This window comes from Kitasatospora sp. NBC_01539, assembly GCF_045040525.1.
In the GTDB taxonomy this organism is placed as follows: Bacteria; Actinomycetota; Actinomycetes; order Streptomycetales; family Streptomycetaceae; genus Kitasatospora.
The window spans coordinates 7872874-7894646 of record NZ_CP109390.1; the positions used below are offsets into that span (position 1 = coordinate 7872874).

The window sequence follows — 21773 nt, forward strand, 5'->3', positions numbered from 1 at the left end:
GGCAGGTCAGGGCAGGGGTGGGGTGGGGGCGGTTCGGGGGATGGGGCGGGGCAGGCGGTCAGGAGGCCTCGGCGTGGACGCCCAGGTCGGCGAGGAGCCGGCGGCGCAGGGTGGTGAAGGCCGGGTCGGCCGGGTCGCGCGGCCGCGTGACGTCGACGGTCTCGTCGCGTACGAGAGCGCCGTCGCGCAGCACCGCCACCCGGTCGGCGAGCCGGATGGCCTCGTCCACGTCGTGGGTGACCAGCAGCACGGCCGGGCGGTGTGCGCGGCACAGCTCACCGACGAGGTCCTGCATCCGCAGCCGGGTGAGCGCGTCGAGCGCCGCGAACGGCTCGTCCAGCAGCAGGAGTTCGGGCTCCCGTACGAGTGCCCGGGCCAGCGCGGCGCGCTGCGCCTCGCCGCCCGACAGGGTGGAGGGCCAGGCGTCGGCGTGGTCGGCCAGCCCGACCTCGGCGAGCGCCCGCTGCGCGGTGTCCCGCGTCCGGGCGCCGCGCGGCAGGCCGACCGTGACGTTGCCGAGGACGCGCTTGGACGGCACCAGTCGGGGCTCCTGGAAGACGACGGTCCGTGCGGGCGGCACCAGTACGGTGCCGGCGTCGGCCCGGTCGAGCGCGGCGAGGATGCGCAGGAGCGTGGTCTTGCCGGTGCCGCTCGCGCCGAGCAGGGCGAGGAACTCGCCGCGGGCGATGTCGAGGTCGATCCCGTCCAGCACCGAGCGGGAGCCGAAGGTGCGGCGCAGGCCGCGGACGTGGACGGCGGGCGGGGGGGTGCCGGGCGTGCTCATCGGGCCACCGCCTTTCCGGCCGCGCCCGCCCGGGCGGTGCTCGGGGCGCGCCAGGGCATCAGCAGCCGCTCCAGGCCGCGGACGACGCCGTCCGCGAGCAGTCCGAGCAGGCCGTAGACGAGGATGCACACGGCGAGCACGTCGGTGCGCGAGAAGTTCTGTGCCTGGGCCATCAGATAGCCGATCCCCTCGGTCGAGTTGATCTCCTCGGCGGCGATCAGCGCGATCACGCTGAGCGTCATCGACAGCCGGAGTCCGGAGAGCAGGGCCGGCAGTGCGCCGGGGAGGACCACCTCGCGGACCACCGCCCAGCGGCCGAGGCCGAAACTGCGCATGGCCTCGACGAGTTTGCGGTCGGTGTTGCGCACGCCGCCCGAGGTGGAGACGTACATCGGGAAGCTGGTGGCCACGCCGATCAGGGCGACCTTGGCCGTCTCGGTGATGCCGAACCACACCATGAACAGCGGGACCAGGGCGAGGAAGGGCACCGTGCGCAGCACCTGGACGGCGGAGTCGAGCAGTTCCTCGCCGAGCCGGAAGAAGCCGGTGACCACACCGAGGACCAGTCCGGCCGACGCGCCGATCAGCAGGCCCAGGCCGGCCCGGGTGAGCGAGGTGGCGAGCGCGGCCGGCAACTGGCCGTTGCCCCAGAGCTCCCCGACGGCCTGGACGACCTGCCCGGGTGAGGCCAGGATGTCGGGGGTGAGCACGCCGGTGGCGGAGGCCACCTGCCAGGCGGCGAGCAGGCCGAGCGGTCCGAGCACGCGCAGGCCGAGGGCGAGGAGCCGCGGCCGGTGCGCGGGCAGGTGCGGGCGCGGCTCGACCAGGCCGGAACCCCGCAGGGCCGCCTCGTCGACGAGTGTGGCGGTGCTCACTTCGCCGCCCCGGCGAGGCTGTTGACGTCGATGAGGTGCGGCCGCACGTCCACCGGCGACTTGGTGACCTTCTGCTCGGCGAAGAACGTCGCCACCGTGCCGAAGCGGGTGATGTCGGCCTCGGAGATCGGGGATTCGACGGCGCGCTGGCGGCCGACACTGATGGCGAGGTCCCTCTCGGCCGGGGTGACGGCGGTCGGGCCGGCGTCGGTGAAGACGTTGAGGTACGCGCCGGGGTCGGCCTTCTCCTTCTGGCCGTTGTCGTGCAGGTAGCCGTAGAACGCCTTGACGACCTCGGGGTGCTGGTCGGCGAAGCCCGTACGCACCGCCCACACCGCGTAGTTGTCGGAACCGACGGCCTTGCCGTCGACCAGGAAGTGCGCCCCGGAGTTGGCGATCGCGGGCACGGCGAAGGTGCCCCAGGTCGCCCAGGCGTCCACCTGACCGGAGTTGAAGACGCCGGAGGTCTGGTCGGCGCGCAGGTAGACCCGCTCCACCTGGTCCGGCGAGATCCCCTCCTGCTTGAGGGCCTTGAGCAGCAGGTACTCGCTGGTGCCACCCTGCGAGCAGGCGACCTTTCTGCCGATCAGGTCCCTTACCGTCTTGATGGGGGAGCCGTTCTTCACGAGGATGCCCTCACCCGCCTGGTCGGGCTCGGTCTGGGCGAAGAGCTTGAACCCGGGCTTCTGGGCGAGCGCCGCGACGGCGGAGGTGATCGAGCCCTGGGCGATGTCGAGTTGCTGGGCGTTGAGAGCCTGGGCGGCCGGGGCGAACGGTCCGGCGCTGCCCGTCCACGCGACCTTGGCGTGGACGGCGGCGAGGGTTCTCTCCAGTGAGCCGTCCTTCTTGCCCTTCGCGAGGAAGCCGGAGTTGCCCGGGTCCGGGATCCGCAGGGTCACCTCGGCGTTCCTGCCGTCGGAGGTGGCGGTGGCGTTCGTGCCGTCGGCGGAGGAGCAGGCGGTCAGCGCCAGAGCGGCGGTGGCGAGGGCGGTGGTGAGAACGAGGCGGCGGGTGGCGGTCACGGTGACGGGCTCCTTGGGAACGGCGGTTCGGCGACGGTCAGGCGGTCGGACGGTCATGTGGTCGGGGCAGTCGGACGGTCAGGTGGGTTCGGCGGCCAGTCGGCGGGCGGCGGCCAGCGGGGCCGGGTCGGCCCACGTACGGACGTCGACGCGGTCGGGGAGGAAGCCCTGCGCGTGCAGGAAGTGCTCCTGCTGGGCGAGCAGGTCCAGACGGTCTCCGGAGAGGTCGAGGTGCAGGGTGCGGTGGCTGCCGGCGGCGTACGCGCCGGCCACGCCCTCGGCCCCGGCGCCGGTCTCGGCACTGAGGATCCGGGCGACCTCCTCGGGCCGTTCCGCCGCCCAGTCGGCGGCGCGGAGCAGCACGGCGAGGAAGCGGGCCACGAGCTCGGGGTGCTCGTCCAGCAGCCGTTGGTGGACGGTGATCGGGCGCGGGGTGCCGTTGTTCACCCGTCGGCGACGGTCGGCGACGGCGTCGAGTTCGACCGCGACCTCCGCGCCGTACTGCCGTGCCGCCTCGACGGCGAGCGCGCCCTTGACGTACACCGCGTCGACCCGGCCCTCGCGCAGGGCGGCGAGTTCGGCCGTCCACTGCCCGGGGTGGCCGTCGGCCGGCACGTCGGTCAGCTCGGTGTCCGCGGTGGTGAGTCCGGCCAGGGCGAGGGCACCGGTGTGTCCGGCCAGGGCCATCGCCCGCCAGAAGTCGATGGCGATGGTGTGGCGCGGCACCGCGAGCCGCAGCCCCTTGAGTTCCTCGGCGGAGCTGATGCCGCTGCCTGCCCGGACGAGGATCGCCTGGCGCTCCTCGATCCAGGTCAGGCCGATCAGCCGAGTCTGTTCGCCGCGTGAACGGGCCCACAGCGCAGGCACGTTGCCGCCCTCGCGGAAGAGAGCACCGAGTGCGTGGGTGTAGTGGTGGTCGGCGGCGTCCTCCGGTGCCGCGTCCTGGAGGGAGCGCACGGCGATGCCGTCGGCCGCGAACTCGGCGCCGAGCCAGCCCTGGTCGGCGGCGATACCGGTGGCGGTGGGCACGGGGCAACGGGTGAACCAGAGGGTGTCCGGGGCATGGCTGGGCATGGCAGGTCGGCTCCTGGCGACAAGGGGGGAAAGCACGGACCCGCGGCAGCTCACTGCCCATCAGGTGGGAAGGCTGCGGCGGCAGGGTGGAGAGAGGGGGCGGCGGGTGCGCCGGAGTGGTCAGCGACAACAGGAGGTGCGGCACGGGTGGACGTTCACGGTGCTGCTCCCTCCTGGGCGGTTCTGGCGACTGCGCCGAGCGTTCCACGGACGGAGAACCGGAAGCAAGCCTTTCCACATCATGGGATCGCATGTTCATGTTTGCCACATTCTTGCAATGTCGGCGCCACAGTGCGGCACCGCCTCGTGCCATAACCTCGAAGCACCAGTGCAGTTGTCCCCGATCGAGGTGCCATGCCCGAAGCCGACAAGGTCCCGGCCCCGCCGGTGCCGCCGTCCCCGCCCACCGGCGCGCAGGCCGTGCACCGGGCGCTCAACCTGCTGCACTGCTTCCACGACAACGGGCCCGACCTGAGCGCTTCGGACCTCGCCCGCCGGATGCGCCTCTCGGTGTCGACGGCCCACCGCCTGGCCCGGACCCTGGTCTCCACCGGCTTCCTGGAGCAGGACACCCACACCGCCCGCTACCGGCTCGGCCCGACCGTCGCCGAACTCGGCCAGCTCACCTTCCACCAGCGCGGCCTGCACCTGGCCGGCCCGGAACTCGACGTGCTGGCGCGGCGCACCGGCGCCACCGCCGACCTGGCGATCCGCAGTGGCCCCCATGCGGTGATCCTGGTCGGCGGCTCCGTCCGTCCCGACGACGGCCTGGGCCTTCGACGGCCGCTGCACTCCACGGCGCTCGGCAAGGTGCTGTTGGCCTGGCCCGGTGCCGGTGATCCGGAGCCGGCGTCACTGGGGTCGCTGACCGCTTTCACCGATCGGACCATCACGGAACTACACGCTCTTGAAGAGGAGTTGGCCGGAGTGCGGGCGGCCGGCCACGCACTGAACGACGGTGAGTCGGCAGCCGGTGTCCGTACTCTCGCCGTCCCCGTACTGGACTGCGCCGGCCAGGCCCGCTTCGCACTCGCCGTGCGCTCCACCCCCGACCGGCTGACCAGCGACCGGCTGCCGGGCGCACTCGCCCAGGCGAAGACCTGCGCGGCCGCTCTGACTGTGCTGCTCCTGCCGCCGGACCAGCGGGCGGCCTGACCCCGAGCCCCGGTGCCGCGCCAACGTACGGACGACCGGCACGCCTTCGGGCCGATCGTCCGGGCGGCGGCCGGTCAACGGGTGTCCGTGTGCGGTCCGGTGGCCGTCGGGACCACGCGGACGGAAATCCGGGCGTTTGGGATTCCCGGGACGGTGAAGACGAGTGCTGACACCGGCTGTACCCCGTCGAGGTAGGAGGAGCACATGGGCGTCATTGCCTGGATCCTGATCGGACTGTTCGCGGGCGTCATCGCGAAGGCGCTGATGCCGGGGAAGGACCCTGGGGGCGTCGTCGTCACGATCCTCATCGGTATCGGGGGTGGCCTGCTGGGCGGCTGGCTCGGCAAGGTCGTCTTCGGCGTCGACTCCATCGACGGTTTCTTCGACCTCTCCACCTGGATCGCCGCCATCATCGGCTCGGTCATCCTCCTCGCCCTCTACCGGATGGTGACCGGCGGCAGCAGGCACCATCACCACCGGCACGCCTGAGCGTTCCGGCCCCCGGCCGACGGAAACGGCTCCGCCCTCTCCCTGTGAGGGCGGAGCCGTTTCGGCGTCCGCCACCGCCGGTCCGCCCTCGCCCGCCCGCTCACCCCCCTCGCCCCGCCGGCTGCGGTCGGGCTGCTGCCGCAGTGGCGGGCCGCGGTGCCCGCGTCCCGGCGAGTGGCGGTGGCCCTGGGCTTCCGGGAACTGAGTGCCCAGCTGAGCATCGACCTTGCGTAGAGGGGCGGATGGAGGGTGGACGTGCGGTCGGGGGCACTGCCCGGACGGCGCCCCCGACCGGATACGTCCGGCCGGTCGGCGGACGGGGGCCACGTGCTCGGTCGAGGCGTCGACGACCGGTGGTCGGTCACCTGACGTGCCGGTGTGCACGGGAGACGAACCGGCCGCCGCCGAGCAGCCGGTTCGGCATCGTCAGGCGACGCGCCAGACCTGGTTCGAACCCCCGTTGCCGCCCCACTGGTCCAGTGCGGTCCCCGGGGTGGCGGAGTGGTCGGGGACGTCGAGGACCAGCCCGCTGTTCAGGCTCCTCAGGACGTAGGACGTGTTGCCCGCCGAGGCGTAGTCACCGACGGCGTCGACGGCCCAGAGCTGGTTGGCGGCCCCGGAGCACGGCCACTGGACCACCGCGGCGCCGGGGGCGGTCGACGCTCCCGACACGTCGAGGCACTTGCCGCTGTGCGCGCCGACCAGGCTGTAGACGTTGCCGTACGCCTGCCGGAACGCCCAGGTCTGGTTGGCGGCCCCGGTCGCGGTCCACTGGATGACGGCGGCGCCGTCGGCGGTCGATCCGTTGCCCACGTCGACCGCCAGCGAGTTGCCCGCGCTCGTGACGACATGGCTCGTCGCGCCGGGCACGGAGGCGTTGGCCGTCCAGGTGCCGGCCGACAGGTTCAGCGACCAGGAGTTGAACCAGCCCACGTTGAGGGTCGTGCCGGAGACCGTGACGGGCAGCCAGACGAGCTGTGAGTTACCCAGGTCGGACGGGTTCCAGCGGTCGCCGGCGTAGATGTAGGTGGTTCCCGCCGACCCGCTGACGGGGATGATGTTCGCGGTCTGGGAGTTGTAGGTCGAGGTGCCGGCGGGGGCGAACGTGCTGAACGACGACCACGGCCCGCTCAACGAGGTGGCGCTGGCGTAGACGTTGTCGTTGGTGTTCCAGCCGGTGAGGTGCGAGCCGAGCAGGTAGTAGCGGCCACCGGCCTTCATCATCGCCGGCGACTCGTAGCCCGCCAGCGTGGCGACGTTGCCGGTCACCGAGAGGTAGTCCGCGGACAGCCGGTCGATGCGCAGGCCGTGGACGCGGTCCTCGGTCAGCAGATAGGCGGAGCCGTCGGAGTCCTGGAACAGGCTCTCGTCGCGGCTCTGGAACCCCAGCGGCTGGAAGCTGCCCCGGTAGGTGTACGGGCCGCACGGGGTCGGGCTGGTGGCCACACCGACCTTCGCCTCGGTGTAGGCGGGGTTGTCGATGTGCGCGTACATCACGTACGTCGAGGTCGAGGCGTTGTACAGGACCTTCGGCCGTTCGACGATGCGGTTCGGCCCGAGGTCGCCGCCGGCCTGCCGGGGCAGGGCGCTGCTGCGGTACGTCCAGGTGCGCAGGTCGGTGGAGGTGAAGCACGGGATGGAGCGGAAGGACGTGTCGGCCGAGCTCTCGCCGTTCTTGTCCTCGCCGAATCCGTACCAGGTGTCGCCCGACCGGACGATGCCGAGGCCGTGCAACTGGAGGGCGTTGCCGTTCTGGTCCGTCCACGCGGTTCCGGGCGTGAACGTGCTCACCGTCGCCGCCCGGGCGCCGGGCGGCGGCAGGGCGACCACGGCGGCGAGGGCCAGCAGGACCGCGCAGGCCCACCGCAGTAACAGCAGCGGCACCACCGGCCGAACGAGGTGTTTCGCCATGAGTTCCCTACCCCTGCCCTTCCAGCACGGTCGACGGAGTCCCCTCGGGCCCGTCGGACATCGTTGTCATTCGGAAGAGTGGGGGCGAGAGCCGGGCGGAGTCAACGCGTTGAACGAAATGACCCGGACAGCCGGACGCCCCTGCCGGCGCCACGCCGCTGCGGCGCCACGTCCCTTCCGGCGCCACGCCGCTTCCGGGGCCCGGCGCCCGGCTCACGCGCGAGACCCCGCGCCTGACCGCACGAGACCCCGCGCGCTGCCCCTGTGGTCAGCCGCCACCCATCCCGCCCTGACCGGCGACCATGGTCAGGTTCAGGCCGCTCACTGCCCGGGCCAGACCCGGCGCCGGGTCGGCGAGCCGGTCGGTGAGCGCGGTGATCCGCCCGGCATGGGCCTTGCGGTCGTGGCGTGACAGCACCAGCCGGAGGTGTCCGTGGGCGGCCAGCGCCGCCAGCACCGCATCGGCGAACGGCGCCCGGGCGACGGGCGCGCTGCCGCGGACGAGCTCCGCCACCCGCAGCTGGAGGTCCAGGGCTTCCCGCGGATCGCTCATCGCCACCGCCCGGTGCGGTGTGACGGGCCCGTAGGGGGCGCGGTCCGCCATCGTCATCACGCCGAGCACCGTGAGCTGCTCCTCGACGGCTTCCAGGGTGTCGTCACGGCTGCGCTTGATCCACGACTTCCAGGTGCGGGGCCGTTCCGCCAGTTCGGCGAGCAGCGCGTCCAGGACGCGGTCTCCGGTGGGGGCGGCGGAGACGACCTGCACCCGGGCCGCCCCGTCCTCGGCCGCTGCGCCCCGGTGGGCGAGTTCGGCCAGGGCGGCGGCGCGCACCAGGAACCCGGCGCGGGTGCGGTCCTGCAGTGCGTGGGCCCGGGTGTCGAAGGCCAGCAGGTAGGCGGCCAGATGCAGTCCTCGGCTCATGACACCGACGATACGGCGGGCCCGTCCGCCTGCCATCGACCCGCAGGACCGGCCGCCCTCCGCCCGCAGGAGTATTCCGTCCGGCCCCCGTCATCCTCCGGTCCTGCGCCCGGGGAACGACAGCCTCCCGTCGTCCGTGCCGGACCCGGCAGCGCACCGGGCCCGGTGCCGCCCCGATCGGCACGGGCGAGGCAGGGGCCCCGAGGGGCCGTGCGCCCCGTTGCGGAGCCGGTCGACGTGGCGGAGGCGGGGTGCCGGGATGCTGCCCGGTCCTGCCGAAGTCGCCGGGTTTCGTCCACACGGCGGCGGATGGCCAGTAGGGTCTGCTTGCAAGTTTCTGCAAGGTTTTTCATCGGAGAGGATCCGGCCATGTCGGGCATCGCCCCACCCGTCGCCGACGAGCGCACGGCACTGACGACCTACCTGGCTCACCAGCGGCGACTGCTGCGTGTCGCCGCCCACGGTCTGACCGACGAGCAGGCCCGCTCGGCGCCGTCCGTGAGCGAGCTGAGCATCGGCGGGCTGATCAAGCACGCCGCACGGTGCGAGGCCTTCTGGACCGGCCTCATCCTGCGGGAGCAGGGGGGACCGCAGCGCACGTCCGACGAGTCGGACCCGGAGGAGTTCCGGCTCGGTCCTGACGAGACCCTGGCCGGCGTGCTGGCCGAACACGCCGAGGCGGCCGCGCGGATCGACGCCGTGATCGCCGCGATCCCCGATCTCGGACATCCCGTTCCGGTCCCGAAGGGCGTCCCGTGGATTCCCGCCGAGGTCGAGGAGTGGTCGGTCCGCTGGGTCATCCTGCACCTGATCGAGGAGATCTCGCGGCATGGAGGCCACGCCGACATCATCCGCGAGTGCATAGACGGCGCCACGCAGTACCCGCTCCTCGCGGCGGCCGAGGAATGGCCCGATCCCTGGTTCCAGCCGTGGGAGGCCGCGCACACGGGCGGAGGCTGACGCCGCTCGTCCTTCACCGGACCTCGGACCCGGAGCCGTGGACGGTGGTCGCGGGGTGACCCCTCACTGGGCCCATTCGGGCTTGGGCAGGAAGGCCGGCCAGTCGGGACGGGTGGCCCACTGGCCGGCCGTTCCCGCGAGGGCCTCCCAGTAGACCTCTATCGTGCGGGGGTCGGGCGCGGTGGCCCTGGTCAACTGGTGGAGGAGGATGCCGCCCAGGTAGGTGGTGGCGGTGTACAGGGCGGTCGAGATCCTGCCGGCGCTCTCGGCGTATGTGCCGGTGACCGTGTCGAGGGCGACGAGGTGGTCGCGGTCTTCCTGGGCGCGGAGCTGGATGTAGGCGACGGCCTCATGGATCTGAGCGGCGGTCGGAGTTGTGTTCACGGGTGTCCTCACTGCTCGGCAGGCTGGTCGGACGTGTGGGGCTTCTTCTCGTGGTCGCGCATGCCGGCGGGGGTGCCGCGGTAGCCGCAGCGCTCGCACTCCGCCCCGCCGGCGTTCCGGACGGCGTTCCGGACGGCGGCCGCGGTGATGGAGGTGTCGGGGGCCTTGTCGTGGCCGGGGGCGGAGAATCCGCCCAGGCCGACCTGCTGTCCGCAGCCGCACCGGCGGAAGCCGCTGGGGACGAGGCGTTCAGGCACTGCGGTCCTCGTTCCCGGTGGGGTGCGGGCATCGGACTCGTCGAGGGCGGTACCTACTGCGTGCCACCCTGATGAGGCGTCATGCCTCCATGCTAGTAACCCCTGGGTCTGACGCAAGGAGGCGACCAGGGGTTCGAGTCAGCCCGGCCGACCGTGGGAGCCCGCCTCAAGGGTCGCGCGGAGGGTGGCCAGGGTTGAAGCGATGCGGGCCAGGTCGTCAGGGGAGACCGTCGCGGTCAGTGAGGCGAGCTCGCTTTCGACGACGAGGCGGGAAGCGGCCAACCGCTTCTCGCCCTCGGGTGTGAGGCGCAGGACGGACGAGCGGCGGTCCCGGGGGTGCGCGACCCGCAGGCACCAGCCTGCGGCCACCAGCCGGTCGACCGCCTTGCTGACGGCCCCCACGGTGATCGCCAGTTCGCCGACGAGGTCGAGCACACGGCACCCCGGTACGCGGTCGATGATCTCCAGAAACTCGAACTGCCCCAGCCCCAGACCCTGTTCGGCGCGCAGCCGGGTGCTCGTCGCGTTGTAGAGCCGGGTCTCGACGCGGACGAGATCGGTGAAGATCGGAGTGACGTGGCTCACATTGCCTCCAGTGGATGTTCAGGAATTATCTTCCTTGGAATCCAGTTGGACCCAGCAGATGGATTCCCGGGAATCCATTCTCGCACCCCGACCCATGGAGGCCCCACATGTCCCGACAGCAACGTGACGCCCTGGACGCCGTGCTCCGCTCCGCCCCTCGCAGCGAGACGCGGCCCACCGCCGAGGAACAGCGCAGCGGTTTCGCCGCAGCACTCACCCGTCCCGCGCCGGAGGGCGTGGTCACCCGCAGGACCGTCCTGGGCGGCCGGCCGGCCCTGGAGCTGGAGCCGGCCGAAGCCTCCGGCCGCGGCCGGCTGCTCTACCTGCACGGCGGCGGCTACGTCGTCGGCTCACCGGAAACCCATGCAGGGCTGGTCGGTGAACTGGCCCGCCGCGCCGGGCTGCGAGCGGTGTCGGTGGACTACCGGCTGGCCCCCGAGCACCCCTTCCCCGCGGCCGTCGACGACGGGATCGCGGCCTATCGCGAGCTGCTGGCGGCGGGTACCGACCCGCGGGACCTCGTCGTGGCCGGTGACTCCGCCGGCGGCGGACTGACCATCGCCACGCTGCTCGCGGCCCGGGAGGCCGGACTGCCGCAACCGGCCGCCGCGGTCGTCTTCTCGCCCTGGGCCGACCTCACCCTCGCGGGGGGGAGCATCCGTTCCAAAGAGGGCACCGACCCCATCTTCACCGAGGCCGACGTGCGCGCCTTCGCCGATCTCTACGTCGGGGCGGGCGACAGGGCGCATCCTCTGGCCAGTCCGGTGTTCGCCGACCTCACCGGGCTGCCGCCACTGCTCGTACAGGTCGGGGCGAACGAGCTGCTGCTCGACGACGCGGTCCGGCTGGCCGGCCGCGCGGGCGCCGACGACGTCGAGGTCACGCTCGAAGTCGGGGCCGGACTTCCCCATGTCTTCCAACACCACTACGGGCACCTCGACGAGGCCGACGCCGCACTCGACCGCGCCGCCCGCTTCCTCACCGCGCACCTGGGCGCCGGACACCCGGGGGCCGACCGCCTCGAACCGGTCCGCTGACGTCGGCCCGGGCCACCTTCACGCGATGTCGGCGACGCTCGCAGAACCACCGTCGCCGACATCCCGTGTCCAACGGCCCTACCGGTGCGCGATGCTGCTGCCGGCCTCGGCCGGCGGAAACCGCGTTGCCGCCAACCGCCGGGCCGGTCCGGGCTGACGAGGACACCTGCGGGCAACGACCGGCCGCCGGCCGGACGCTCCGCTCGGTAGGAGTACGTCCAGCAGTGCTCCGGACGGTGGTCGTGGCGTCCTGCCCGGCGGTCGGCGGACAGCGGTCCTCCGCATGCTGCTCCTGTGCCGTGCGCTCGGCAACAGGTCCGGCCCGGGCCGGGCGCCGCAGCGAGGAGTGCCGAGCATGCGGTCCGGGCGGCTTCCAGCCCGAGCCGGGCATCCGCAGGTCGTCGGGGTACTCGAATCGGTACCCTTCGGCGGATGAACGATCATGCGGTGTCGGGCTCTTGACGGTCGGCCGGGTCGAAGAGAAGGCCGGGCACCACCGGGCCCCGGCACGAACGGTACGGACGGTACGGACGGGTGGAGTCGTGGGGATCATCGAGCAGTTGTGGGCGGACGGGGAGATGCCGTTCGTCGACGGCCTGTACAGGCCGGACGACACCGCCCTGGAGGTGGACGTGCCGGGCCCCGGCGCCTACCACCACGACGCCGGGCAGCCGATCCCGTTCGGGTTCGGCGAGCCCTTCGACCCGCTGGAGGCGCTGCGCGAGTGCGGCGCCACCACCGTCGACCCCTACTTCGAGGAGCCACTGCCCGACGGATCGGGCCTGCTGCTCGGCGGCGGCAGCGGAATGGGCAACATCGGCTACCTCGCCCGCCTCGACCCCGACCGCTCGCTGCGCTGGGTGATGTCGCTCTTTCACTCCAACCCGTTCATCGGTGCCCGTTTCGAGGGCATGACCGTCGTCTGCACCAACGACTGGCACAACCGGCTCACGCTGGACCTCGCCCATCCCGCCCTGTGCTGAGGCGACGCCCCGGCCGGAGCGTCGGCGCTCGGCCCCCGAACCCGCCGGTGGAGGGCGGGGGAGGGGACGGGGTGGACGGGGCGCGGCCGTCGGCGGGCCCGGATGCGGCCACGGTCCGGTGCGTGTCGGCGGTGGTGGCCTCCGTCGGTCGGGCCGTCGGATCCGCTCACCCTTGGGTGTTCCGTCCCGGTGCTTGCCGAGTGGAAGGCCGTCGGGAGCGAAGGCCATCGGCACCATGCTGTCGCTGCCGCCCTCTTCCCGTTCGAGCAGGGTGATACCGAGCTCGTGCAGGGCCCTCATGGCATTGCCGGAGTGGAACTCCGGTCGTAGCGGTTCCCGGAGGGGAAGTCCGGGCCGGTGGCGGCGGCCAGGACGACGCCGCGCCAGGTGATCGTCGTCACCGCACCGTTCTTCATCCGGATCGTGGTGGAGTCGAGTGGCATGTCTCTCCGGTCGGTCGAGGCAGTGACCGCGGGCGGGACCGGGCACCTGCATTCGGAAGACGGCTCTCGAGAACGGGTATCCCGGGCTCAGCACCCGGAGCCTGGACGTCTCCGCACGTGGCTTTACGAGCCGGCCGCAGCTTGCAGACCGCCCCGGCTCCTACCCGGTGCGGCAGACGGCCCTGTCAACGGCGATCGGTGACCTCGAGCGCACGCCGCAGGCGAATCCGACCGCCGATCGATCACCCATGGCCACCGCGGTCCATATGGCCACCGCGGTCCATCGCGGTCCGTACGCCTCCTCACCCGGTACCCGGGACTCTTCGGCCCCCTCTCAGTCGGCCGCGATCTCGCACACGAGAATCCGGCCGTCCACCGTGCCGATGAGCAGCTGCCGGGGGCCCGCCACCGCAAGGGACAGCGGAACGGTCGGAATGCCGTCGACTCCGAGGCGGGTGCGCCAGCGCAGGGTGCCGTCTGCTGCATCGAGCGCGACGACCTCACCGGAGGAAAGGGCGGCGAAGATGATCTGACCGTCGGTGTCCAGCGCCGTGGCGGGGTGGTCAGCGGTGAACAGCCACTGCGGCAGACCGTCCGGGAAGCGACGCCGGACGATGAAGGCGCGCTCGGGCTGCGGCCCCTGCGAATCGTGGACCTCGCCGGCGTGCACCAGGGCACCGCCCTCGCCGCTGTCGTCGGCGAGGCGAACTGCTGGGCCGCCCCACAGGTGACCGTGGCGGTCCGTGTCCCATTCGAGGGGGAAGAGCCGGCGGATCTCCGGCTCGCCACCGTCTGCGCGCGGGATGACGGAGACGATCCACTTGTCCTTCCAGTACTTCTTCTTCTTGCCCTGGAGAAAGAGCAGTTCGGGGCTGTACCGGACCGGGAAGTAGTTGTTGAAGCAGTCGTAGCCGCCGATGGCCACGCCGACGGATTCCCGGTGCTCCGGGGAGAGCAGCACGATCGGGGACTTCGGCTCGTCCTGGCGGGTGTCGCGGAGCGCGATACGGCCGTCGAGGTCGGCCGTCAGGACGGCGGGGAAGGCGACCTCGGCCGTATCCAGCGTGCTGCCGTCGGCGAGGGAGAGCCGCTCGACCGTGCTGTTGCGGTCCTTCCAACCGGAGCCGCTCCAGCGACCCGGGTGGGCCACGTGCACCCAGGCGGACTCCTGATCGGGGCAGACGTACAGCTGACGTGCACCGTCGGGGTCGGGGACCGACCATTGAAACCTGCCGGAAGGAAGCCAGCTCTCCAGCTTCGTGCCTTCGAGTGCGGCCAGCACCCTGCCGTCGGCCAGTGCCTCCACCGCCCAGACCTGGCGCCGCGACGACCGCCGCTTCTCCCGTGCGTCACCGAGCGCGTCGACCATGTCCCGGGCGGCCTCCTCCGCGCCGTCCGGCCGCCGCCCGGCTTCGACCCGCGGCCCGATGAGTTCATGGGCCGCGATGCTCCGGTCGGCGACGGCAAGCCAGTCCTCCCGTTCGACGGCGACGGCGGAACCGTGTGTGAACGGCTTCTTCGCCGCGTTCTCGTCGGGCGGGGCCACGACCAGTTCGAGGGCGAGGCCGTCCTCCCGCCACCGCACCCGGCGGACCTCGCGGTGATGCTCGAGCGCAGAGACCACGGTCCCGTTCGTCAGGTGGACGAGCAGCAGTTCACCCTCGAACAAGTAGCCGCCGTCGTACGAGCCGGTGCCGACGGCCAGAAGCGGCAGGCTCGGATGGAAGTCGAGCGAGTTCACCGGCCACCGGGTGCCGACGACCTGTCGGCAGTCCAGCCCGTCGAGCCCGTAGACACCGACGCGGTGGCCGCGCCAGCCGCTGACGGACCGGCCGGACCAGTACAGGTTCCCGAGATCACCCCCGACGGCGATCTCTCCCCGCGCTTCGCAGCGCAGGGCCACCAGGGGCTCGCCGATCTCGGGGAAGGAGCCGCCTCCGAGGACACGGCCGACGGACAGGGATTCAGGCATCGGGTGGTCCTCCAGACGGATCGTCCGCATTCTCGCACGCCGTCCCGCCGGTGAGCGGCGAATACCACGAGGAGCGAATGCTGACGGGACCGCGGCGAACTACGGTGCTCGATCCATTACAGCTCCTGTTCGGGGCCTCCTCCCGCGGCCGTTGCCGGTAGGCGCCGACGAGTTCGCGGTACTGCGGCGAACCCGGGCTTCATCCTCGGCAGAGCGCCCCGGCCGCCCATTCCGTACTCCACGCGCGGACACCGCGCCGGCCTCTACCCGCCTTCGCCCCGCGCACTTTCCAGCCCGCCCCTCGACGGGCCCGGTCCCGTCACCCGCCCCGGCCCGTTTTCGTTGCGAACACCGCAGCCATGGGATACGCGTCATCCTTGGACTTGGCGTAGTACCCGAGGTCCGTCATCGGCTCGGGCGCGGAGATGCCGAAACCACGAAATGCCTGCTCGGAACCGGCATCACTGTGAGACCCGGGAAAGGCGCCCGGAAAGTGCTCCGGTCCGGTCTCCTCCTGATCCCAACTGCAGGAACTGGCGCCGAACATCACCACGAAGGAGACAGCAGGAAGAGGAGTGCGCGGGATTCCGCGTTTCTGTATCCGACCGGTTCCCGCATCACTCACCACGCTTATGCCTACCCGGTCTTGGTGAAACCTCGGTTCACTTGCTCGCACTGCTCGCGGGACCGCGCGGAAATCCATTCACTTCACCGACGACGGCCGCGAGCGCGCCGTCGGCCAGTGGCTGCCCGGCGACGTCGCGCAGAAGCTCTTCGACATCCGAGACCAGGGCGCCGGTGAATTGCAGCAGCAGCGCGTCATCGGCCGGTGGTCGCCGGGCAGGCCGTGAGCGGCCTTCTCCTGCTGGAGAGGAAGCGCGGCCGACGGGTCTATGCGGAGCCGGTGGCCCTGGTGTACCGGCCCGGAGTGGTGCCCACGATCCGCTTGAAGTGCCGGGTGAGGTGGGACTGGTCGTAGAAGCCTGCGGCGGTCGCGACCTCGCGCGGGGGCTGTCCGTCGAGAAGCAGACGGCGGGCCAGGTCGATGCGACGGGACACCACGTACTGGTGCGGAGCGATGCCGAAGGTGCCGCTGAAAGCCCGCACGAGATGGGCGGGGTGGGCATGGACCAGGGACGCGGCCTCGTCCAGGGGGACGCCCTCGATCAGGCGTTCGTCGAGGAGGTCGCGCAGGCTCTGGGCGATGCTGTGGTCGGGCGCCGCGCCGCCGGAGGCCGGCCCGGGGCGCAGGCGCTCGCGCAGGCGCTCGGCGATGAGGGCCAGACGGCTTTCCGCCTCGAATTCGTCGCCCCGGTTCGAAAGGGCCGTGTGCAGGTGTCCGACGTGTCCGCGCAGGACGGGGTCGATGAGGTCCGGGCCGTCCACCGCCGGCCCGATGAAGCTCTCGTCCAGGTGCGTCATGTCGAGGTAGACCACGCGTTTGCGGAAGCCGCGCGGGGTGGCAGGTGAGCCGTTGTGGGGGACCTGTGGCGGGAGCAGGCTCACGGTGTCGCTCGGTGTGCCGCGCTGGTGACGGTCCAGGTCGTAGCGGACCGCGCCGTCGTCGACGATCAGCAGGGTCCAGGCGTCGTGGACGTGCATGGGGTACGCGTGCTCGGTGAAGTGGGCGTGGAACACCTCGACGACACCCGCTACGGGCGGGCGCCAAGCGGAGATCTCCTGCCGGGCTGTCACGCAAAGAACGTACAAGACGGAGAAGGCGTGCACCGGCCAGTCTCGAAGCATGAGAACCGAGAACGAAGCCGAGACCGGAGCCGAGACCGGAGCCGGAGCCGGAGCGGCGACCGCGACCGCGACTGAGACCGAGACCGAGACCGTGGACGAGAACGCTCCTGTCCGCTTCGACACCAAGATCGCCGTTCTGCTGCGTTGCGACCTCGAGCCCTGGCAGCGGCTGAACGTCACCGCCTTCCTGGTCAGCGGGCTCGGTACGGCGTCACCCGAGGTGGTCGGCGAGCCGTACCAGGACGCAGACGGCACCGTGTACCTGCCGATGTTCCGCCAGCCCGTACTGGTCTTCCAGGGTTCGAAGGAGGCGCTCTCCGCCGCGCACGGTCGTGCGCGGTCCCGCTCGCTGCCGAGTGCCGTGTTCACGTCGGACCTGTTCGGCACAGGCCATGACCGGGACAACCGGGCGGCGGTACGAGCGGTGGGCGGGGACCGGCTCGATCTGGTGGGGATGGCCGTGTACGGGGCGCGCAACGCGGTGGACAAGGTGCTGAAGGGCGCGCGGATGCATCCCTGAGCGGTGCGGCCTTGCTGCGGTGACCGTGAGCACCGCGCCGACCGCGCCGACCGCGTCTGCCGGCCACGGGCGGTGAGAAGCGCGAGCGGTCTTCCGCTCACCCGGTGGGGTCCGCGGCCCGGTTGCCCCGATGGCCCCCGAAACTCTCTTGACGAATGGTCAAGAAACGTTGACCATTGGGGGCATGCCCACCGACGACGTCCCCGAGGCGTTCCACGTCACCACTGACGAGCAGTTGCGCGCCGTTTCCAGTCTCACGCGCCACCGGATCATGGCCGTGCTCCGCTTCGAGCCCGCGACGATCACGCAGATCGCCGAACGCGTGGGTCTTGCGAAGGGGAGTTCCAGCTACCACGTACGGCTGCTCGAACGGGCCGGCCTGGTGAAGGTGGTGCGAACGCGGAAGGTCCGGGGGGTCACCGAGCGGTACTACGCGATGGCCGCGCGGGCGATCGTGCTGCCGGATCCGGGCGAGGGAGGGCCGGACGTGCTGATGCGGCATGCGGTGGCGGACCTGGAGGCGTCGCCGGTGGACGGCGAGCGGCACGTACGGATGGCGCATCTGCGGCTCACCGAGGAGCAGTTCGCGGAGCTGGCGGCGCGGCTGCAGGCACTGGCGGACGAGTACCGGGAGCTGTCCGATCCGTCGCTGCCGGACGCGTCCCTCGTCTTCGCACTGTTCCACCCCGCATCGCGCCGGCAGACCGAAGGGGACGCCAAGTGACCTCGGAAACGAAGAAGTTGCCAGCCGGGTTCGGGCGGCTGTGGACCGCGCAGACGGTGTCCTCGCTCGGTGACGGGGTGACGCACGCCGCGCTGCCGCTGCTCGCGCTGACGTTGACGCGGGACCCGATGGCCCTCGCCGTCGTCACGGCCGCGGGCACGCTGCCGTGGCTGCTCTTCGGTGTGCTCGGCGGCGCGCTGGTGGACCGCTGGGACCGTCGCCGCACGATGTGGGTCGCGGACGCGGCGCGTGCGGTGCTGCTCGCGATACCGGCGGCGGCGGCCGCGCTCGACGTGCTGAGCATTCCGCTGCTCGGTGCCGTCGCCTTCCTGCTCGGCCTCGGCGGACTCTTCTTCGACACGGCCGCCACGGCCTACCTGCCGGATCTGCTCGGCCGTGACCCCGTGCTCCTGGAACGCGCGAACTCCCGCCTGCGCGGCGCCCAGACCGCCGCGTCCGGCTTCGCGGGGCCGCCTGCGGGCAGTGCCCTGCTCACGCTCGGGCGGGCGGTCCCCCTGCTCTCCGACGCGGTGTCGTTCGCGCTCTCCGCACTGCTCGTACGGTCGCTGCCCGCCGTACCCAGGCCCGTACCGCAGGCCCGTGAGTCGCTGCTGCGGCAGGCGCGGGCCGGCGCCTCGTACGTGTTCCAGGACCGGTTGCTGCTCGGACTGGCGCTGCGTCCGGCGGTCGGGAACATCGCCTTCATCGCCGTGGAGACCGTACTCGCCCTCTTCGCGCACGACCGTCTCGGCATCGGCACCTTCGGCTTCGGTCTTCTCCTCACGGCGGAGGCCACCGGCGGTCTGCTCGGCGCGGGCATCGCCTCCTTCCTCGGCCGGCGGCTCGGCACCGGAACCGCCCTGACCTGCACGGCCGCGGTCGAGGGCCTCGCCGTCCTGGGCCTTGCCGCCGCCCCGAACCCGTACGTCGCCGGCCTCGCGCTCGCCGTCTGCGGAGCGGGCATGGGCGCCACGATGGTGCTCGGCCCCTCCCTCCGGCAGGCGATCGTCCCCGCCCACCTGATGGGCCGGGTCGCCTCCACCTCCCGCATGCTCGCCATGTGCGCCGCTCCCTTCGGTGCCTTCCTCGGCGGCTGGCTGGCGACGACCTACGACGTCCGTACCCCGCTCTACACCGCCGCCGGCCTCCTCCTCACCATGACCGCCGTCACGGCGGCCATGACCGGCAACCGCCGGGTCGAGGCGGCGCTGCGTGCCGCCGCCCCGGTTGGTGAGCCGGACGACCTCGAATCCCGGGATCCCGCCCGGGAGGGTGCCATCCAGGCTCCATGAGGTCGTCGAGCCGGCGCCGGGCCCCGCTCGGCGCTCCTCTTCTCTGCTCTCGGAGCGTCTGGCGCCCGGCTCTCTTGACTTCAAGCGCGCTTCAGCTTCTACCGTCGTCAGGGAGTAGACAGTCCCCGCAGAGACGGAGCACCAGAGCCATGGTTTTCACCCCCGAGGAGCTCCACTACCTCGCCGGACAGCGGCTCGGCCGGCTGGCCACCGTCGGGCCGGGCGGCGAACCGCAGGTGCGACCGGTCGGGTTCCGGTTGAACGAGGACGGCACCGTCGACATCGGCGGTCCCAAGATGACCGCCAGCCGGAAATACCGCAACGTGGTCCGTGTCCCGCATGTCTCGTTCCTGGTCGACGACATGACGTCGGCCGACGACCCCGATGCCGTGGCACCCGGCTGGGGGCGCGGGGTCGAGATCCGCGGGCACGTGGAACTCCTGACCGTCGAGGTCCCGCCGGTGGCCCCCGGGTTCTTCTCCCACGAGATCATCCGGGTCCACCCCGACCGCATCATCAGCTGGAACCTGGCGGAGAAGGGCAGCACCGCGCGCGACATCGTCCGGTGAGGCCGTAGGGCCGGGTGAAGGGGCTCGGGCCGGAGCGGGGGATCCCGCGCCGGGCAGCGAAGTGTGCTGCGGGCAGGACGAACCGGTGAGCCGCCGCACAGTGGTCGCCGACCCGCCGACCCGCCGACCCGCCACGACGCCTACGGCGCGAAGCGGTTCCGCAGGCTCCTGCCCGTCCTCCGTTCCGCGTTCTACCGCCGGCGGCAGTCCGTACCGGCGCGCTCCCGGACGCTGCATGACGCACCGTCGGCGGCGTTTCGGTACGCCTTCCGGCATCCGGCACCCGATGAGGTGCGGAGTTCCGGGCCCCGGTCCGGCGGGTGCCCTGATGGGGAACCGCGTAGCGGGGTACTCGACGAGGGTGGCGACCCGGCCGCCACCCGGTGTGACCGTCCGCTGGTGCACGGGGCCGAAGACGTGGAAGTCGTCGGCACATCCGACGCCGCGGTGGCGCCCCGGCCCCTGCCGTCGACCGGCCCGCACGCGGTCGCAGTCGCAGTCACCAACACCACCACCACGGCACACGCGCCACCGAGGATCCGACTCGGGCCACCCGCAGACGGTCGGCCGGTGGCGATCGGCCCCTCCTGTTCCGTGCGGTCCTGTGCGGCCGCACCTTCTTCTAGCGTCGCTAGACATAGGAGCAATGGCATGTCTAGTATCGCATCAGAATCTAGCGCAGCTAGAACAAGCCCTGGGGAGGGGTCGTGCAGAACGCACTGGCAGTCATCACGGTCGTCGTGGTCGGAGTGATGGTGGGCGTGGAGTTCGCGGTGGCGGTGTTCGTCAACCCGATCCTGGACCGGCTCCCCGACGACAGCTGCATCGCCGCCCGCAGCGACGGGGCCCGGGTGCTCGGCCGGGTCATGCCTTTCTGGTACATCGGCTCCATGCTGCTCGGCGCGGTCTGGGCCGCCGTGGCCTGGGGAGGTGCGGGTGCCTCGCTGGTCGCGGCGGCCACCGCGCTGCTGGCGGTGAGCGTGGCGATGTCGTTGCTGCTGCTGGTGCCGATCAACAACCGGGCCAAGACCTGGACCTCGGAGGGCAGGCCCGCCGACTGGAGGCAGCAGGCGGGTCGCTGGGACCGCTACCACTATGTGCGGGAGGGCGTGATCGTGCTCGCCTTCGCCCTGTTCGCGGTCGCCCTCGGCCGGTGACGGTTCATGGGCGTGTCCCGGTGCCGCATCTGCAAGAAGTCCAACGGCAGCGCCGAACGGATGGGCGGTGAATTCGTCCGGCCCAGCGGGCTCGGCCACCAGGTGACGGAGCACGCGGTCAGGCTTCCCGCTGGCGGACCGCCAGGGCGGCCGCGCGTGCCGCGTCCGGCAGGATCCTGTCGGGGTCGTCTCCAGCCCTTCACCTCCGTTGTCGACCGGGTCGGGGCTCTGCGTCTCGCGCCGCGTTGCAGTGAACACGTGGCGCGGGCCGGCGGCGAGGCATCATGGGGGGCCGACCTGGAAGGAGCGCTGATCGCGTGAGGCTCGTCTGCGACCCCGTCCACGGCGACGTGGATCTCACCGCCTCGGCAGAGGAGTTGACTCGCCTGGCGGTCGCGGTTGCCACCGGCGAGGGCCGGCTCGGCTCCACGGCTTCGCCGGGTGGCAACGCCCTGGCGGGGGTCGAGGTCAAGGGGACTTCCAGCCCCGGGGTCCTTGTCCGACTCGACCCTGAGCGGCAGATCCTCGTGATCAGCGGTGACCCCGCCGGCAGGGCGGTGCTCGCGGACAATCTGCACGCCATGGCTTCCGCCGAGGACGGGGGCCACCTCCACGTCGACTACTTCCCCGGGCACTTCTACCTTGCTGAAGGATCTCTGCCGTTGGTGGTCAACACCCCCCACGGCGGCATGCCGGCCCGCTGAGTGGGTCGGGTGCAGGCTGCGGCCGCGCGGCACCCTGGGGACGGCACCGCACGTGGTTCACTTCAGCTTCATCCGCAGCGGCCGAGGCTCTCGCCGGGGAGGACCGGCAGCGGCGCGAGCCGACGGCGTTCGTGACCAGCGGTGGAAGCATCGGGGCGGGGCGACAACGTCCGGGCCGGGGTGAGGCGTTGGAGCGAGCCACGGAGGC

At 71.9% G+C, this 21773-nt stretch carries 24 protein-coding genes and 1 pseudogene; 12 read left to right on the top strand and 13 right to left on the bottom strand.

The genetic code is table 11. The annotated features are described in order from the left end of the window. Positions 1-58 precede the first annotated feature (58 nt). Genes OG335_RS34150 through OG335_RS34165 form a run of 4 tightly spaced genes read right to left on the bottom strand, consistent with a single transcriptional unit; the run spans position 59 to position 3755 of the window. On the bottom strand, positions 59-784 hold the full coding sequence (locus OG335_RS34150; RefSeq protein ID WP_405015018.1) for an ABC transporter ATP-binding protein: 726 nt from the start codon (positions 782-784) through the stop codon (positions 59-61). Continuing rightward, complete coding sequence (locus OG335_RS34155; protein WP_405015019.1) at positions 781-1659, bottom strand: ABC transporter permease; 879 nt, start codon at positions 1657-1659, stop codon at positions 781-783. The genes OG335_RS34150 and OG335_RS34155 overlap by 4 nt, the downstream gene beginning before the upstream one ends. Further along, a complete protein-coding gene (locus OG335_RS34160; RefSeq protein WP_405015020.1) occupies positions 1656-2738 on the bottom strand; it encodes an NrtA/SsuA/CpmA family ABC transporter substrate-binding protein in 1083 nt (360 codons plus the stop codon). Before OG335_RS34160 ends, OG335_RS34155 begins: the two co-directional genes overlap by 4 nt. 21 nt (positions 2739-2759) lie before the next feature. Beyond that, a complete protein-coding gene (locus OG335_RS34165; protein WP_405015021.1) occupies positions 2760-3755 on the bottom strand; it encodes an ABC transporter substrate-binding protein in 996 nt (331 codons plus the stop codon). A gap of 354 nt (positions 3756-4109) precedes the next feature. Between OG335_RS34165 and OG335_RS34170 the strand changes: the two genes are divergently transcribed. The 3 genes and pseudogenes from OG335_RS34170 to OG335_RS34180 form a co-directional block, all read left to right on the top strand. Beyond that, positions 4110-4910 (top strand): IclR family transcriptional regulator, encoded by an 801-nt coding sequence (locus OG335_RS34170; RefSeq protein ID WP_405015022.1) that lies wholly within the window; start codon positions 4110-4112, stop codon positions 4908-4910. Positions 4911-5114: 204 nt separating this feature from the next. Continuing rightward, complete coding sequence (locus OG335_RS34175) at positions 5115-5399, top strand: GlsB/YeaQ/YmgE family stress response membrane protein (RefSeq protein WP_405015023.1); 285 nt, start codon at positions 5115-5117, stop codon at positions 5397-5399. 123 nt (positions 5400-5522) lie between these two features. Continuing rightward, positions 5523-5633, top strand: a pseudogene (locus OG335_RS34180) (GNAT family N-acetyltransferase); the annotation flags it as partial. A gap of 192 nt (positions 5634-5825) precedes the next feature. On the opposite strand, the gene OG335_RS34185 reads toward OG335_RS34180, so the two are convergent. Next, positions 5826-7310: an RICIN domain-containing protein gene (locus OG335_RS34185; protein WP_405015024.1), complete on the bottom strand. Its 1485-nt coding sequence runs from the start codon at positions 7308-7310 to the stop codon at positions 5826-5828. Between the two features lie 268 nt (positions 7311-7578). Further along, the gene (locus tag OG335_RS34190) at positions 7579-8232 is read right to left on the bottom strand and encodes a GPP34 family phosphoprotein (RefSeq protein ID WP_405015025.1); all 654 of its coding nucleotides are present in this window, start codon (positions 8230-8232) and stop codon (positions 7579-7581) included. A gap of 369 nt (positions 8233-8601) precedes the next feature. Here OG335_RS34190 and OG335_RS34195 point away from each other — a divergent pair, with 369 nt between their 5' ends. After that, the gene (locus OG335_RS34195) at positions 8602-9192 is read left to right on the top strand and encodes a DinB family protein (protein ID WP_405015026.1); all 591 of its coding nucleotides are present in this window, start codon (positions 8602-8604) and stop codon (positions 9190-9192) included. A gap of 63 nt (positions 9193-9255) precedes the next feature. On the opposite strand, the gene OG335_RS34200 is transcribed toward OG335_RS34195, so the two are convergent. The 3 genes from OG335_RS34200 to OG335_RS34210 form a co-directional block, all read right to left on the bottom strand. After that, positions 9256-9576, bottom strand: coding sequence for a hypothetical protein (locus tag OG335_RS34200; protein WP_405015027.1), 321 nt, complete (start codon positions 9574-9576; stop codon positions 9256-9258). Between the two features lie 8 nt (positions 9577-9584). Then, positions 9585-9833: a hypothetical protein gene (locus OG335_RS34205; RefSeq protein ID WP_405015028.1), complete on the bottom strand. Its 249-nt coding sequence runs from the start codon at positions 9831-9833 to the stop codon at positions 9585-9587. A 138-nt stretch (positions 9834-9971) separates the two neighbouring features. Continuing rightward, positions 9972-10418, bottom strand: a complete 447-nt coding sequence (locus tag OG335_RS34210) for a MarR family winged helix-turn-helix transcriptional regulator (RefSeq protein WP_405015029.1) — start codon at positions 10416-10418, stop codon at positions 9972-9974. A 107-nt stretch (positions 10419-10525) separates the two neighbouring features. On the opposite strand from OG335_RS34210, the gene OG335_RS34215 reads away from it, so the two are divergent. Next, a complete protein-coding gene (locus OG335_RS34215) occupies positions 10526-11455 on the top strand; it encodes an alpha/beta hydrolase (protein WP_405015030.1) in 930 nt (309 codons plus the stop codon). Between the two features lie 542 nt (positions 11456-11997). Continuing rightward, positions 11998-12438, top strand: a complete 441-nt coding sequence (locus OG335_RS34220) for a hypothetical protein (protein ID WP_405015031.1) — start codon at positions 11998-12000, stop codon at positions 12436-12438. A 296-nt stretch (positions 12439-12734) separates the two neighbouring features. On the opposite strand, the gene OG335_RS34225 is transcribed toward OG335_RS34220, so the two are convergent. From OG335_RS34225 to OG335_RS34240, 4 genes are all read right to left on the bottom strand, one after another. Next, entirely contained in the window at positions 12735-12881 is a 147-nt protein-coding gene (locus OG335_RS34225; RefSeq protein WP_405015032.1) for a hypothetical protein, read from the bottom strand. Positions 12882-13215: 334 nt separating this feature from the next. Continuing rightward, positions 13216-14853, bottom strand: coding sequence for a hypothetical protein (locus OG335_RS34230; RefSeq protein WP_405015033.1), 1638 nt, complete (start codon positions 14851-14853; stop codon positions 13216-13218). Positions 14854-15172: 319 nt separating this feature from the next. Then, the gene (locus tag OG335_RS34235) at positions 15173-15406 is read right to left on the bottom strand and encodes a hypothetical protein (RefSeq protein ID WP_405015034.1); all 234 of its coding nucleotides are present in this window, start codon (positions 15404-15406) and stop codon (positions 15173-15175) included. 338 nt (positions 15407-15744) lie between these two features. Beyond that, complete coding sequence (locus tag OG335_RS34240; protein ID WP_405015035.1) at positions 15745-16599, bottom strand: helix-turn-helix domain-containing protein; 855 nt, start codon at positions 16597-16599, stop codon at positions 15745-15747. Here OG335_RS34240 and OG335_RS34245 point away from each other — a divergent pair. The 6 genes from OG335_RS34245 (at position 16598) to OG335_RS34270 (ending at position 21565) form a co-directional block, all read left to right on the top strand. Then, on the top strand, positions 16598-17119 hold the full coding sequence (locus tag OG335_RS34245; RefSeq protein WP_405015036.1) for a DUF2000 family protein: 522 nt from the start codon (positions 16598-16600) through the stop codon (positions 17117-17119). The two genes, OG335_RS34240 and OG335_RS34245, sit on opposite strands and share 2 nt — an antisense overlap. Positions 17120-17303: 184 nt before the next feature. Continuing rightward, positions 17304-17843: an ArsR/SmtB family transcription factor gene (locus OG335_RS34250; RefSeq protein ID WP_405015037.1), complete on the top strand. Its 540-nt coding sequence runs from the start codon at positions 17304-17306 to the stop codon at positions 17841-17843. Then, positions 17840-19135 carry an MFS transporter gene (locus OG335_RS34255; protein WP_405015038.1) on the top strand — a complete coding sequence of 432 codons (1296 nt, stop codon included), beginning with the start codon at positions 17840-17842 and terminating at the stop codon, positions 19133-19135. The genes OG335_RS34250 and OG335_RS34255 overlap by 4 nt, the downstream gene beginning before the upstream one ends. 149 nt (positions 19136-19284) lie before the next feature. Then, a complete protein-coding gene (locus OG335_RS34260) occupies positions 19285-19704 on the top strand; it encodes a PPOX class F420-dependent oxidoreductase (RefSeq protein ID WP_405015039.1) in 420 nt (139 codons plus the stop codon). Positions 19705-20411: 707 nt separating this feature from the next. Then, positions 20412-20861, top strand: a complete 450-nt coding sequence (locus tag OG335_RS34265; RefSeq protein WP_405015040.1) for an anthrone oxygenase family protein — start codon at positions 20412-20414, stop codon at positions 20859-20861. A 317-nt stretch (positions 20862-21178) separates the two neighbouring features. Then, entirely contained in the window at positions 21179-21565 is a 387-nt protein-coding gene (locus tag OG335_RS34270) for a hypothetical protein (protein WP_405015041.1), read from the top strand. Positions 21566-21773 lie beyond the last annotated feature (208 nt).

Bases quoted from the DNA above. Each gene is read 5' to 3' on its own strand.
- OG335_RS34150 (WP_405015018.1), bottom strand. From the start codon at position 784: ATGAGCACGCCCGGCACCCCCCCGCCCGCCGTCCACGTCCGCGGCCTG.
- OG335_RS34160 (WP_405015020.1), bottom strand. From the start codon at position 2,738: ATGACCGTCCGACCGCCTGACCGTCGCCGAACCGCCGTTCCCAAGGAG.
- OG335_RS34165 (WP_405015021.1), bottom strand. From the start codon at position 3,755: ATGCCCAGCCATGCCCCGGACACCCTCTGGTTCACCCGTTGCCCCGTG.
- OG335_RS34170 (WP_405015022.1), top strand. From the start codon at position 4,110: ATGCCCGAAGCCGACAAGGTCCCGGCCCCGCCGGTGCCGCCGTCCCCG.
- OG335_RS34175 (WP_405015023.1), top strand. From the start codon at position 5,115: ATGGGCGTCATTGCCTGGATCCTGATCGGACTGTTCGCGGGCGTCATC.
- OG335_RS34185 (WP_405015024.1), bottom strand. From the start codon at position 7,310: ATGGCGAAACACCTCGTTCGGCCGGTGGTGCCGCTGCTGTTACTGCGG.
- OG335_RS34190 (WP_405015025.1), bottom strand. From the start codon at position 8,232: ATGAGCCGAGGACTGCATCTGGCCGCCTACCTGCTGGCCTTCGACACC.
- OG335_RS34195 (WP_405015026.1), top strand. From the start codon at position 8,602: ATGTCGGGCATCGCCCCACCCGTCGCCGACGAGCGCACGGCACTGACG.
- OG335_RS34215 (WP_405015030.1), top strand. From the start codon at position 10,526: ATGTCCCGACAGCAACGTGACGCCCTGGACGCCGTGCTCCGCTCCGCC.
- OG335_RS34225 (WP_405015032.1), bottom strand. From the start codon at position 12,881: ATGCCACTCGACTCCACCACGATCCGGATGAAGAACGGTGCGGTGACG.
- OG335_RS34230 (WP_405015033.1), bottom strand. From the start codon at position 14,853: ATGCCTGAATCCCTGTCCGTCGGCCGTGTCCTCGGAGGCGGCTCCTTC.
- OG335_RS34245 (WP_405015036.1), top strand. From the start codon at position 16,598: ATGAGAACCGAGAACGAAGCCGAGACCGGAGCCGAGACCGGAGCCGGA.
- OG335_RS34240 (WP_405015035.1), bottom strand. From the start codon at position 16,599: ATGCTTCGAGACTGGCCGGTGCACGCCTTCTCCGTCTTGTACGTTCTT.
- OG335_RS34250 (WP_405015037.1), top strand. From the start codon at position 17,304: ATGCCCACCGACGACGTCCCCGAGGCGTTCCACGTCACCACTGACGAG.
- OG335_RS34260 (WP_405015039.1), top strand. From the start codon at position 19,285: ATGGTTTTCACCCCCGAGGAGCTCCACTACCTCGCCGGACAGCGGCTC.